Annotated in this window: 11 protein-coding genes; 9 read left to right on the top strand and 2 right to left on the bottom strand. The window is 58.6% G+C overall.

The window, feature by feature from the left end:
- Window positions 1–135: 135 nt before the first annotated feature.
- The gene (locus B3605_RS04735) at window positions 136–1,362 is read right to left on the bottom strand and encodes an NAD(P)/FAD-dependent oxidoreductase (protein WP_296432650.1); all 1,227 of its coding nucleotides are present in this window, start codon (window positions 1,360–1,362) and stop codon (window positions 136–138) included.
- Window positions 1,363–1,762: 400 nt separating this feature from the next.
- On the opposite strand from B3605_RS04735, the gene B3605_RS04730 reads away from it, so the two are divergent.
- The 7 genes from B3605_RS04730 to B3605_RS04700 all read left to right on the top strand — a co-directional run bounded on the left by B3605_RS04730 (window position 1,763) and on the right by B3605_RS04700 (window position 9,491).
- Window positions 1,763–3,379, top strand: coding sequence for an extracellular solute-binding protein (locus B3605_RS04730; protein ID WP_112821847.1), 1,617 nt, complete (start codon window positions 1,763–1,765; stop codon window positions 3,377–3,379).
- Window positions 3,380–3,541: 162 nt separating this feature from the next.
- Entirely contained in the window at window positions 3,542–4,309 is a 768-nt protein-coding gene (locus B3605_RS04725; RefSeq protein ID WP_296432646.1) for a carbohydrate ABC transporter permease, read from the top strand.
- Window positions 4,306–5,262 (top strand): carbohydrate ABC transporter permease, encoded by a 957-nt coding sequence (locus B3605_RS04720; protein WP_296432644.1) that lies wholly within the window; start codon window positions 4,306–4,308, stop codon window positions 5,260–5,262. The genes B3605_RS04725 and B3605_RS04720 overlap by 4 nt, the downstream gene beginning before the upstream one ends.
- Complete coding sequence (locus B3605_RS04715; RefSeq protein WP_296432642.1) at window positions 5,259–6,365, top strand: ABC transporter ATP-binding protein; 1,107 nt, start codon at window positions 5,259–5,261, stop codon at window positions 6,363–6,365. Before B3605_RS04720 ends, B3605_RS04715 begins: the two co-directional genes overlap by 4 nt.
- Entirely contained in the window at window positions 6,365–7,435 is a 1,071-nt protein-coding gene (locus tag B3605_RS04710; protein WP_296432640.1) for an ABC transporter ATP-binding protein, read from the top strand. The genes B3605_RS04715 and B3605_RS04710 overlap by 1 nt, the downstream gene beginning before the upstream one ends.
- A 24-nt stretch (window positions 7,436–7,459) precedes the next feature.
- Entirely contained in the window at window positions 7,460–8,554 is a 1,095-nt protein-coding gene (locus tag B3605_RS04705; protein WP_296432638.1) for a Gfo/Idh/MocA family protein, read from the top strand.
- A 22-nt stretch (window positions 8,555–8,576) separates the two neighbouring features.
- Window positions 8,577–9,491: a sugar phosphate isomerase/epimerase family protein gene (locus tag B3605_RS04700; RefSeq protein ID WP_296432636.1), complete on the top strand. Its 915-nt coding sequence runs from the start codon at window positions 8,577–8,579 to the stop codon at window positions 9,489–9,491.
- A 179-nt stretch (window positions 9,492–9,670) separates the two neighbouring features.
- Here the strand turns inward: B3605_RS04700 and B3605_RS04695 are convergent, their stop codons facing one another.
- Window positions 9,671–10,693 (bottom strand): LacI family DNA-binding transcriptional regulator, encoded by a 1,023-nt coding sequence (locus tag B3605_RS04695; RefSeq protein WP_112821832.1) that lies wholly within the window; start codon window positions 10,691–10,693, stop codon window positions 9,671–9,673.
- Between the two features lie 318 nt (window positions 10,694–11,011).
- Here B3605_RS04695 and B3605_RS04690 point away from each other — a divergent pair, with 318 nt between their 5' ends.
- Window positions 11,012–11,950: a substrate-binding domain-containing protein gene (locus B3605_RS04690; RefSeq protein WP_296432632.1), complete on the top strand. Its 939-nt coding sequence runs from the start codon at window positions 11,012–11,014 to the stop codon at window positions 11,948–11,950.
- Window positions 11,951–11,998: 48 nt separating this feature from the next.
- Window positions 11,999–12,997, top strand: a complete 999-nt coding sequence (locus B3605_RS04685; protein WP_414706949.1) for an ABC transporter permease — start codon at window positions 11,999–12,001, stop codon at window positions 12,995–12,997.
- Window position 12,998: the final 1 nt, after the last annotated feature.

Here is a 12,998-nt window from a genome sequence, read left to right as displayed (position 1 = left end):
GAGATAATTGGCGATTGCCGCAACAATGCCGCGTGTCGACGTGCACGATACGGTCAAGACATAGCTTTTCATGGATGTTTTCGGCCTTTTGGGAATGGAAAAGGGGAAAGGAGGGGACCGTCAATCAGTTGCGGTTCATGCCGCCAGAAGCGACTTCAATCGGGTGGATGGAGAAGCAAGCTCTTCGCGCCTCGGATGGGCTCTTGCTGCGATGAGCATCTCGCACAGACGGATGTCCCGTCCAATCGCATTGCCCCGCCCGATCCCGCTCGCTGCCACCAGCCTTCCGTCGCAACCAAGGTGAAACAGAAGAAATGAACCGTCTGAAAGCTCGCGCCGCACCGTTTCGACGGCCAAGCCAGGAAGGCCGGCAATTTGCAGCGTGAGGTCGTATTGATCTGACCAGAACCAGGGCACCCCTTCGTAAGGTGTCACAATCCCAAGCATGTTGGCCGCAGCAATAATCCCTTGATCCTGAGCGCAGCGCCAGGATTCCAGACGCACTCGGCTACCGTCATACGTCTGAAGTGGAAATGAACAGCAATCGCCAGCTGCAAAGATGTCAGCATCCGACGTCCGCATGAAGTGATCGACGGCAATACCGTTTTCGATCGCAAGACCGGCAGCCCCGGCGATCTCGATATTGGGAATGGCTCCGATACCGATAACCGCGAGATCTGCAACAATGGCACGGCCATCGGCGAGCTCGATTTGAACGCCGTTAGCGTCTTCGCCGATCGACGAGATGCCCGACTGCAACAGCACCTCGACCCCTTCTAGCCGATGGCGTTCCTCGATAACGGATGCAATTTCGGCCGGTACAGCGCGCGCCAGAAGGCGTGGCATGCTCTCAATAAGCGTCACCGACGTCTGGAGTTTGCGCGCCATTGCGGCAAGCTCGAGCCCAATAAAACCTCCGCCAATGATCGCCAGCCGGCGACCTGGCCCAATGCCGTCACGGATTTTCAGGGCGTCGTCGAACGAACGCAGGGTCAAAACCTTCGTCAGATTTTCAGTGCCAGGCAGCAGTCGCGGTCGCGCACCAACGGCCAGGAGAAGCTTGTCGTAAGTCAGATGGCGACCATCGCTGAGCGTGACGACATGGCCAACAGGATCGATGGTCGTCACGTCAAGGCCGCCCAGGTGATCGATGCCGGCGACACGGTAACTTTCTTCGTCGGCAACGTGCTGGATTGACAGCGATCCTTTATCCGCATGCTTGGACAAGGGAGGGCGATCATAAGGCGCGTGCCGCTCACTTCCGATAAGGAGAACCTTTCCTTCATAGCCACGCTCCCTCACGGCGAAGGCTGCGCGCGCACCGCACAATCCTGCGCCGGCGATGATGATCGTTCCTGTCATTTTCGTCCTCTGTCATCTTTTGGGATAAAATTCACGACGCTCGCCTGGCTTTCCAGGCGCGCATGGCGATCAGGCGCGACATAAGACCCCGCGCGGCTGCCGCGCGCTCTGGCCCCTCATATTCGCGTCTCTCGACCAGATCCCGACGCCAATACGACATCTTACTGCCACGCGCCTGCACAAAAATGATTGGTTTTGATGTGTTCGAGCAGATAAAACTAACCGGCATCAGCAATTTCTCTTTTCGGTATCCAGCGCAAGACCCGCGGTGACGCGGCGCCAATCCGGCCAGCTGACCAACCTTTGGGATGATTGGAAATGATGTTGACATCAATCCGATGACGCGTCAATAATCATCAAAATCGACGGAGGAGGAACCGTCGATGGGGAGGAACACCAAATGTCAGATTTTATGCGCATGTCGCGACGCGACCTGCTGAGCACCAGTGGCCGTGCCTTGGCCTTGACTGCCGCTGCGGGTATTGCACCCCAGTTCATCCGGCCTGGCCGCGCTTATGCCGCTGACGCACTCGCGCCAGGCATGATCGGCGGCCCTACAGGTTTTGACGGCGCCGAGCGCTATCAATATGGACCCGATACTCCGGAAGGGCGCGCAATCGAAGCCGTCAAAGCACTGAAGGGATCCGGCAAGGCGCCGACCAAGATTGTGCTCGGCCTATCGGATGGTTCTATCGGACAACTGACAAAGCCCTTCCCGGCAGGCGCTCCTTCCATCAAGGATCTGTGGGAAAAAGAGACAGGCATCGTTCTTGACGTGGTCGGCGTACCAAACGGCCAGGAATTCACCAAGACGATGCAGGATATCTCCACCAAGGGCGGCGCCTTCGACATTTATGCGGTCGAGTGGAACCGTCTCGGCGATCTCGCAGAAACCGGCGGCATCATCAAGATGGACGACTTCGTCGCCCAGTACAAACCGGAATGGGACGACCCGCAGCGCGGGTACGTCAATGGCAAGGCCGGCGTATCCCTGCTTAACCAGTATCGAGGATCGACTTACGGCGTATCGCTCGATGGAGACTTCCAGACCTGGAACTATCGCACAGATCTGTTCAACGACGAGGCCGAAAAGAAGGCCTTTGCCGACAAGCACGGCTATGCGCTCGCGCCACCGCGCACCTTCAAGCAACTGGACGAGATCGCGGCCTTCTTCCATCGGCCGGACAAGGGTCTTTTTGGTTGCACCGATCTTCGAAACCAGGGATGGGGCTATACCAACTGGTATCAGCGCTTCACCTCGATGGCGTCGCCGAACCAGTATCTCTTCAGTGACGATGGCAAGCCGCTGATCAACTCGGATGCAGGCTATCAGGCAACGCAGGAATATGTGGACGCACTGGCCTATCATTCGCCGGATGCCGTCTCCTGGGGTTGGCCGGAGCAATACGGCAACTTTGCGAGCGGCGGGGCGGCCATGACATGCGCCTTTTCCAATCTGCCGAAGTTCCTCGACAACAAAGCCAATGAAGGCTCGAAGATCACCGGCAAGATCGGCTCAATGCTGCCGCCCGGTCGCGAAATCGATGGGCACCTGGTACGTCGTTCCGTCCTATGGCTCAATCTGTCGGCTTCGATCTCGTCACAGAGCAAGAACCCGGAGATCTGTTATCTGCTCTTGCAGTGGCTCGGTTCAAGCCGGATCTATTCCTGGATGACGGCAAATCCGGGCGGCTATTTCGACCCGTTCCAGCTCGCAAACTTCGCTGATCCGTTGGTTCGCGATACCTACCACGCCTATCACATGGACGTCGTGCGTGAGACAGTCAGCCGTGTCGTCCCTTCGATCAACTATCCCGGTGCAACGGCCTTCCACAGCGCACTCGACGAGAACCTTGTCGCAGCGCTCACCAAGGCCAAGACCGTCCAGCAAGCGATGGCCGACACCGAAAAACAATGGACGCGCATTGCGCGCCGCGTTGGCGAAGACAAGCTCGTTGAAGCCATCAAGACCAACAAGCAGGCCTGGCCGACCTTGCTGGATCCGCTGGAAAGCTGACGACCAGACGCTGGATGTGCGGGCGGATATGCCCGCACATCCTATCACCCTGTCTCGATCGTGATTGCCATGAACCGTTCGCTACCTTTTTAAATCTTCCGATACTGCACAATCCTTGCAGCGCTCGCAGTCACGCTCGTGCCGACCGTATGGATGGCCTCTATGGCGTTCAAGCCGATTGCCGAGTGGTCGGCCAGCGGCGCAGATCTGACATGGTGGCCAAGGAACCCGACGCTCGACAATTTCCGCTTCATCTTCGGCACCTCGACAACGGACCTCATCGTCGCCCTGGATCGCACTGCCGCCAAGCCAATTGTCGCGTCCCTGCTGTCTGCGATCTTCGGAACCCTGATTGCCATGGTGTGCGGCACCTCGGCCGCTTACGGACTGTCCCGCTTCGGATCCGGGCAGAACCTTCCACTCGCGCTCATCCAGCTCCGGCTCTTTCCGCCCATGGCCGTTATGATCCCGGTTATGATCATGTGGGCCTTTTTTGGCATGATCGATACCTGGTGGGGTCTTTCACTGATCTACGGTATCGTCACGCTGCCCTTCGCATTCTGGCTGATGAAGACTTTCTTCGACGACATGCCGCGGGAGATTGAGGATGCAGCACTCGTCGAGGGCTGCACTCGGATGCGGGTCTTCATGAAGATCACGCTACCGATGATGCGTCCGGCGCTTGCCAGCTCAGCGCTCTTCGTCTTCATCCTGAACTGGTCTGACTATCTCATTTCGCTGCTCCTGACGACGCGCGAATGGGTGACCATTCCCGTCTACATGGCCTCACTCTCGTCTTCGATGACCGGCCAGCTCTACGGCGCCAAGGCCGCCCTTGGCCTTATCGCCGCCGTTCCGCCCGTCGTCATGGGGATCGCCATCCAGCGCCATCTCGTTCGCGGGCTGACCTTTGGAGCTCTTAAGCAATGAGTGCCGTTGCAACCGAAAAGAAGCTGCCTATCGCGGCGTCAGAGACATCCGACACTGCGCCCGAGGCACGCAGGCTGGGGCTCCTTTTGACGCTGCCAGCGCAGGTACTCGTCCTGTTTATCGCGCTTTTTCCGCTGCTTATGCAGCTCTATATAAGCATGACAGATTGGTCTCCGCTCGATGGCGTCGGCTGGTGGCAAGCCTGGCAGTCCTGGAACAGCTTTGCAAACTATACCGATCTTGCCGTCGACGGTCGCTTCTGGAGTGCGCTAGGGCGAACTGCGCTGATTATGGCCATCTGCGTGCCCGTCGAATTCCTGCTTGGCCTCGGCCTTGCCATCCTGTTTATCGACGACTTTGTGGGAAAGCGGCTGTTCTACTCCATCATGCTGATCCCGATGATGGTCGTGCCGGCTGTGGCGGGCTACATGTTCTTCATGCTGTTTCAGTCGGGCGGACCGATCAACAACATCCTGTCGACATTGACAGGAACACCGATCACGCTTGCCTGGCTATCTAGCCCGACGACTGCGCTGATCGCGGTGATGGTGGCCGATATCTGGCAATGGACGCCGCTGATGTTTCTCATCCTGCTTGCGGGTCTCGTCGGCGTTCCCGAAGACCAAATGCGTGCGGCGACCCTGCTCGGCGCCTCCTGGGCCCAGCGTTTCCGAACGATCGTATTGCCGAAGATGAAGACGATCATCATCATCGCCCTTGCGATCCGCGTCATCGAGAACTTCAAGATTTTTGATACGCTCTACATCATGACCGGTGGCGGCCCCGGTGTCGCGACCGAAACCATCTCGGTCTACATCTACAAGGTCACGCAGCAGGATCTGATCTGGGGTTATGTCGCTGCCATCGCCCTTGCGATCCTCCTTGTCCTTTCGATCCTCGTTGCCTTCGCCATCGGGCGAATGAACGCCGCCAGGAAGGAGCGCGTTGCGTGACCACCATTCACCTTAACAATCTCGTCAAACGCTTCGGGACATTCACCGCTCTCAAGGAAATGGAGCTCGAGGTTCGCGATGGCGAGTTCATGGCGCTGCTTGGGCCATCTGGTTGCGGCAAGTCGACGACGATGAACATGATTGCCGGCATGGAAAACCCGTCGCAAGGACGCATCCTCTTCGACGGCAAAGACATGAACGGCGTGGCCATGGGCAGGCGTGGCGTCGGCTTCGTCTTCCAGAACTATGCGATCTTCACCCACATGAGCGTCTATGACAATCTGGCCTATGGGCTGAAGGTGCGTGGGGTCGCTGCAGCCGAAACACACCGGCGCGTCTTGGCAATGGCAGATTTCCTGCAACTGACGCCTTTCCTGAAGCAGCCGTCGGCAAAGCTGTCGGTGAATATTCTCCAGCGACTGGCGATCGGCCGCTCGGCGATCGTCGAGCCGGCGATCTTTCTTCTCGACGAACCCTTGTCGAATGTCGACGCGGCCTTCCGCGCCGTCATGCGAACCGAGCTCAAGCACCTGCAGCGCCAGTTCCGGCAAACGATGGTCTACGTCACCCACGATCAACTGGAAGCCATGACCATGGCTGACCGGATCGCCGTGATGGATCACGGCGTCCTGCAGCAGGTCGGCACACCGCTTCAGGTCTATGACGATCCGATCAATCTCTTCGTCGCCGATTTTATCGGGGCGCCCGGCATGAACCGCCTAAAGGGCACCCTCGCACAGGCAGATCGCGGGCTGCTGATCGATCTTGGTCCATTGGGCGTGAGTGCACCGCTCCTTGCCGACGTGGCCGAAGGCGCTCGGCGTGCCGGCGTCACGGAGGTCATCTACGGATTTCGCCCGGAGCGCGTCTCACTTGCCGACCAAGGCGGTATTCCCATGCAGGTCACTATCGTCGAACGCATCGGCGCGCGCACGATCGTGCATCTCGGCCGCGGTGAAGTCGCGGTCAAGGCCGTTCTTGACAACAATGTCGGCCTGTCTGCCGGAGTGGTGGTCCATGTCGTCGTCGAACCGGACGCCGTACGGCTGTTTGATGCCGCAAGTGGCGTCGCAATACGACCCGCAACTCCAAAGGTGCGTTGATGGCCGGCATATCCTTTCGAAATGTCTCCAAGACCTACGGCAAGACAGTTGCGGTCAAAAACGTGTCTTTCGACATCAGGCCCGGAGAGTTCTTCTGTTTCTTCGGCCCGCCGCTTTCGGGAAAATCGACGATCCTCAAGCTGATCCTCGGGCTCGAAAGACCTGATGTGGGAGAGGTGCTGATCGGCGGAAAACCGGTCAACGACATCTCGCCGGCCGCCCGCAACGTCGCCATGGTGTTTCAGAACCTGGCGCTTTTCCCGCACATGAGCGCCGGTGACAATGTCCGTTTCCCGCTGGTTGAACGCAAAGTGCCCGAGACGAAGATTGCAGCGCGTGTCGAGGCTGTGGCGGCCAAGCTGCACATTGCACATCTGCTTCACAAGCCGCCGGCACAGTTGTCGGGCGGCGAGCGTCAGCGCGTCGCTATCGCCAGAGCACTGGTACGCGATCCGGTCGCCTATCTGATGGACGATCCGATTTCTGCGCTCGATGCCAGGCTTCGCGAGGAGACGCGCGTCGAACTGAAGCGCATTCAGGGGGAACTCGGCCAGACGCTGATCTATGTGACCCACGATCAGGAAGAAGCAATGTCGGTCGCCGATCGGATGGCAATCATGGAAAACGGTCGGATCCGGCAGATCGGCTCACCGGTCGAAATCTATGACAGGCCGGCCAGCGAGTACGTTGCGCGCTTGCTTGGCGCACCGGTCATGAACATCATGGCGACCGAACTCAATGGCAATGCTGGTGGGGGCCAGCACATTGCACATGGAACGATTGGAATATCGCAGGCAGCCTTGCCGAGGACGGTAACAGCTGTCGGTATCAGGCCGGAGGACCTCAAGGTCGAAGCTTGGACGGATGGTCGGGACGGCAAGCCTGCGCGCGTGTTCGAAGTCGAACCGCTTGGAGGCTATACGGTCGTGACGATCGACACGGGCAACCAGAAGCTCAGGGCCCTGATGCGCGGTCAGCCGCGGCTTGCGCCAGACAGTGCCGTCGCATTGAGTTGCGATCCGGCAAAAATGCACTTCTTCGGTCCGGCGGGTGAGGCGCTGGCCCGATAAACGAAAAGAAAATTGGGAGGAAACATGTCAGACACAAATGGGTTCACCCCGGATCCGCCGATCCGTTCCCGTGACTATCGCATCGGCTGCATCGGAGCCGGCATGATCATGGCGGAGTGTCATCTCGCCGCATATCGCCAAGCCGGCTTCCCGGTCGTTGCCATCGCGTCGCGGACCCGGTCGAAGGCAGAGGCTGTCGCCAGACGCTGGGACATTCCAACAGTCCACGACACGCCCGAGGCACACATTGCCGACGAGACTGTCGACATCGTCGATCTTGCCTTCCCCCCGGACCAGCAGCCAGCCCTGATCCGCAAGGCGCTTCAGGCCCCACACATAAAGGCAATTCTGGCACAAAAGCCGCTCGCACTTTCGCTCGAAGAAGCGATTGCGCTTAGAGACGAAGCAGCACGGGCAGGGAAGATCCTCTCGGTCAATCAGAACATGCGCTATGACCAGTCGATGCGCGTCCTCAAGCAGATCCTCGATCGCGGCGATCTCGGCGATGTCGTAATGGCGACGATCGAGATGCGCGCCATCCCCCATTGGCAGGGTTTTCTGGAAGGCTACGACCGGCTCACGCTCGCCAATATGAGCGTGCACCACCTCGACGTTCTGCGCTTCTTACTCGGTGAGCCCGAGGAAATCACGACCGTCTCGCGCGTGGATCCGAGAACCGCCTTCGCTCACAAAGACGGCATCACCGTCTCGACGATGAAGTTTCCGGGCAATGTGCTGGCCGTCTCGATGGAAGACGTCTGGGCGGGGCCGCGCGAAGAGGGGTTCGATAGCGACAACTACATCAAATGGCGCGTGGAGGGCACTGCCGGTGTCGCTCAAGGCACGATCGGCTGGCCTCATGGCAAGCCATCGACCCTCAGTTACGCTTCGAAAACTGCAACCGCCGGCAAATGGGTGACGCCAAGCTGGGAGACGATGTGGTTCCCACAGGCCTTCATCGGCGTGATGGAGCAGTTGCAATATGCGATCAAAAGCGGCGAGGCCCCGGCCTTGTCGGTTGCCGACAATGTCAGGACCATGGCGCTGGTGGAGGCCGGCTACAGGTCCATGGCAAATGGCCGCGCCGTCAAACTCACCGAAATCTCAATCCAGTCATAGATTCCAAGGGAGGAACAAAATCATGATGCAGACAGGTATATTCACCGGCTATTTCCCCTATGGTCTCGACGAGACCGCCGCCAAGATCCGCACGCTTGGTTTCAATACCGTCCAGCTCGACATGCATTTCAAGGACATCGACGTCTCTGCGGGCCAGATCACCAAGGAAAAGTGCGTTCGCATCCGAGAGACGTTTCGAGACCACAATCTGCCGATATCCTGCATTTCCGGCTACACCAATATCCTTCATCCCGACAAGGCAGAGCGCGAGCGTCGTGTTGGCTATCTCAAGGAGATCATCCGTCACGCACAGTATCTCGGCACGCCCTATGTGATCTCGGAGACGGGCACATTCAACACGGAATCGGACTGGGTCCACCATCCCAAGAACAAAACGGAAGAGGGCTTCGAAGAGTGCCGCAAGGTGGTCGCTGATCTGGCGCAGTACGCCTATGATCACGGCGCGATGTTCCTGCTCGAAACCTATGTGAACAACGTCGTCGGCTCGGTCGAGGAAACTGTCAGGATGTTCGCGCAGGTTGACCACCCGGGCCTCGGCCTCCTGATGGATCCGACCAACTACTTCGAGACCCACAATATCGACCGCATGGATGCGATCTTGAACCAGGTGTTCGACACGCTCTCCGACAAGATCAAGATCGGGCATGCCAAGGACGTCAAGCGCTCAGGCGACGACAAGAGCGAAAAGCACGCCGATATCGGCGACGAGAACGCCTCCGAGAGCCACACATTCCGCGGTGTCGGTGAAATTGAGCTGCCGGCGCCAGGTCTCGGCTCGCTGAACTACGACCTCTATCTCAAGCGTCTAGCGCAAAAGCACCCCAACATCGCGATGATCATTGAACACCTTGATGAGCCCGACGTGCCGCGCGCCAAGAAATTCCTCGATGGGAAGCTGCGCGCACAGGGCCTTTGAGGACAAAGCGCGCGCCGCCGAGGGCAGCGCGCGCTACCCAATCGACCTCTCGAGATCGCCGCGCATCGCGGCTTTCGGCCTGGATATCTTTGATAAGTTGATGGTCGTGGCAATGCCACGGCCATATCTGCGCATCGCGGCTGCATCAGTGCGCGAACGGAATTTGCCGGCGTCTGCGATCAAAATTCCGGGATGTTTTCCTTGAAGATCACCTGCAGTCGTGGTGGATGACCCTCATAGGGCAGGCCACGCACGGCATGGGTAAGGATATTGAGCGTTTCACGCGCCTCGACCCTCGGGTTCTGATCAATGGCTGCGTCCATGGTACCGTCGAGGAGCAATGGCTTGGTGTCTTCGGTAGCATCATGGCCGACAAAGACGATCGAAGACTGGAGATTGCGGTCTTTGAGAGCCTTGCCTATCCCCATGCTTCCAGCGCCGACATTATAGATACCAGCGAGATCGGGGTGTTTTTCCAACAGGGCAGCCGCCTCCGAATAGGCCCGATCCTGATCATCCAGCATCTCCCTGATCTCGACGATCTCGATGGACTGGAATTCCTCTTTCAGGATGTGGCGGAAACCCATCTCACGCTCCTCGTGCCCGCGATAGGAAAGCGAACCTGCCAAAAGCGCTACTTTGGCATTCGGACGCGCCCCGATGAAGCGGCTCAGGAGATAGCCGGCGAGGCGGCCCGCCGCTCTGTTGTCGATACCGATATAGGCGGTACGGGGCACATGCGAGATATCGGAAACAACGGTCGCAACCTTGACGCCACTTGCAGCCAGCGATCGGATCGCCTCGCGCACAGTCGGATGATCGAGCGCGATGACGCCGACGCCGTCCGTCTGGCCTTCGAGCTCCCTTAGCGTGCGCGCCAGTGAATCGGGGCTGAAGCCTTCGATCATCATAACCGAAACATCGAGCTCCGGACGGGCTGCTGCGAGGATTTCTATCTGTCGGCGAAATGTCGATATGAACGCATTGCTGCCGGCCGGCAAAGCAAAATGCAGCCTGATCCGGGCCGGGTTGACTGCGACAGGACCACTGTCGATCTCGGCGGAATAATCAAGCTTTTGCGCAGCCGCAAGAACAACCTGCTTGGTGCGCAGCTTCACGCCTGGCCGGTTGTTAAGAACCCGATCGACTGTCGCCGGGGAAACGCCGGCTTCGCGCGCAATGTCTAAGATGGTGGACCGCAACCGTGGACCTTCTGATCGCTGCGGCCTCGGTGAAAGGCCATGTTGATGCGAATTGATGCAATGCTCCATTCAATTGGCCACAAAGCGTCTGCTGTCAAGTGATGATGTGACGCCCGATTCATTGAATGATGTTTTATGATTTGTTTTGATGTTGACATGAACTTAAACCATCTTTATTCCTCAGAACAGACATCGCCGCGGGGAGGCGTCGGTGTCCTTTCCCCAGCAGTGAGAAAAAGCTGCAAGGAAACGTCACTCGAAGATTGAGCCGAAGGATTGCGATCCGGCCCTGAGACCGGCCGGCCGGGAGGATTGGTCATGAGATTTAACACCACGCTCGCCATTGCCGCAGGCATTGCGCTTACGCTCACAGGCCCTGCAGTGCAGGCGGCCGACAACCAGAAGACTTTCTACCTGCTTTCGCACGGCGGTCCGTCAGACGCCTTCTGGCTCGACTGGAACGCCGGCGCCCAAAAGGCGTGCGACCAGTTGAAGGTCACTTGCAAGATTTCGTTTAGCGGTGGCGACATGGCCTCTCAAAAGGAGGCGTTTCGCTCTGCGATTGCCGCCAAGGCCGACGGTATAGCCACGACGTCGGCGCAGCCGGGCCTGTGGACCGGAGAGGTCAAGGACGCACGCGCGGCCAATATTCCCGTCGTCTTCTTCAACACCGACGACACATCGACCAACCGCCAGGCCTATGTCGGCGCCGATCTAAAGGCGGCCGGCGTGATGTGGGCCCAGTACCTGGTCGACAAGAAAGCAGTCAAGGAGGGCGACAAGGTCTTCCTTCCCGTCGAGGTCCCCGGCGCTAGCTATCAGCAGTTGGAAACGGAAGGCATCGCCAGCGTCTTCGATCCGCTTGGCATCCAGTACGATGTTGTCGATTGCGGTACAGATCCAGCCGGCATCATCGCGAAGATGAGCGACTACATGCTCGCAAACAATCCACCAGCTATCATCGCGCTAGGGGATTCGGTTGCTGCAAGCGTCAAGCAGGTCTTTGATAGTGCGGGCCTAGCACCTGGCAAAGTCCCGGTCGTAGGCTGGGGCAATTCGAAGGCAACGGCCGAAGCGGTCAAGGCCGGCTACGTCAACGCCGCCGCCTGGCAGTTTCCATCTGCCCAAGGCTTCATGCCCGTCTCGCTCCTGTCACTGGCGGCTTCGGGCGAACCAATCGGCTACGATATCCATACGTTCAGCCTCTACGACGCCACTAGCGTCGACCCGATCCTCAAGCTCTACGACAAGAAGTGAGCTGCAGGCACAAAGACAATCTGGCGAATGCGAGCGCGTAACATGACGATGCTGACATCAGCGACGACAACCAGGGCAAGGGGGCTGCCTGTTATCGGCCGGTCCCCTGAAATTGCCTCGCTCATCATTCTCATCGTGGTGCTGGTGGCCTTTGCGATTGCCGACGGAAACTTTCTGTCGCCTCTCAACCTGTCCAACATGCTGGCCTTCCTGCCCGAACTTGGCATCATTGCTCTGGCAATGACGTTGTTACTGACAGCAGGCGAGTTCGATCTCTCGGTGGGTGCCGTCTTCGCACTTGCCCCTGTTCTCGTGACCCTGCTCGTTCAAAATGCAGATTGGGGTATCGGGTTCTCGCTTCTTGCCGGCCTCTTGCTCTGCGTCCTCGTCGGCGCAATCAATGGGCTGATCGTCACCAAGGTCAGGATTTCGTCCTTCCTCGTAACGCTGTCGATGCTGCTGATCGTTCGCGGCATCGCGCTTTACATCACCCAGGGCTTTCCCCTGAAGTCGTGGGACCAACCTGGCATCTTCGTGACGCTTCTCGCAGGTGATTTTGCCATCGGACCCTTCCGGCTCTACGTATCCCTCTTGTGGTTCATCGCGCTGGCCCTGGCTGCGACCTACGTGTTGCGCTTTTCGAAACTTGGCAACTGGATCTCGGCCATCGGCTCAAACCGCAATGCCGCCATTGCCCGTGGCGTGCCGGCTGACAGCGTCAAAATCTGGCTGTTCATCCTGACGTCAGTCCTGGCGGGCGTCGCAGGCATGATCAGCGCCTTTCGCATCTCAGCTGCGTCACCGGTTGCGGGAACCGGATACGAGCTGGAGGTCATTGCGATGGTCGTTGTCGGCGGCACCGCACTGACCGGCGGGCGTGGCACCATCCTTGGGACCGTGGTCGGCGTCGTGATGCTGCGCGCCATCCGCAATGGCATTGTGTTGATCGGCGTGCCTGGCCTTGCGTACAACATTTTTGTCGGCGGCATCATCCTCGTCATGCTCGTCTTGCACGCGCTGCTGCAAAAGACGGTCGCAAGGAGCTGAA

This window comes from Rhizobium sp. UBA1881, from assembly GCF_002338015.1.
In the GTDB taxonomy this organism is placed as follows: domain Bacteria; phylum Pseudomonadota; class Alphaproteobacteria; order Rhizobiales; family Rhizobiaceae; genus Rhizobium.
This window is presented reverse-complemented; position numbering and strand designations above follow the sequence as displayed.

Coding starts and splice junctions, on each gene's coding strand:
- B3605_RS04735 (WP_296432650.1), bottom strand. CDS start 1,362: ATGACAGGAACGATCATCATCGCCGGCGCAGGATTGTGCGGTGCGCGC.
- B3605_RS04730 (WP_112821847.1), top strand. CDS start 1,763: ATGTCAGATTTTATGCGCATGTCGCGACGCGACCTGCTGAGCACCAGT.
- B3605_RS04725 (WP_296432646.1), top strand. CDS start 3,542: ATGGCGTTCAAGCCGATTGCCGAGTGGTCGGCCAGCGGCGCAGATCTG.
- B3605_RS04720 (WP_296432644.1), top strand. CDS start 4,306: ATGAGTGCCGTTGCAACCGAAAAGAAGCTGCCTATCGCGGCGTCAGAG.
- B3605_RS04710 (WP_296432640.1), top strand. CDS start 6,365: ATGGCCGGCATATCCTTTCGAAATGTCTCCAAGACCTACGGCAAGACA.
- B3605_RS04705 (WP_296432638.1), top strand. CDS start 7,460: ATGTCAGACACAAATGGGTTCACCCCGGATCCGCCGATCCGTTCCCGT.
- B3605_RS04700 (WP_296432636.1), top strand. CDS start 8,577: ATGATGCAGACAGGTATATTCACCGGCTATTTCCCCTATGGTCTCGAC.
- B3605_RS04690 (WP_296432632.1), top strand. CDS start 11,012: ATGAGATTTAACACCACGCTCGCCATTGCCGCAGGCATTGCGCTTACG.
- B3605_RS04685 (WP_414706949.1), top strand. CDS start 11,999: ATGCTGACATCAGCGACGACAACCAGGGCAAGGGGGCTGCCTGTTATC.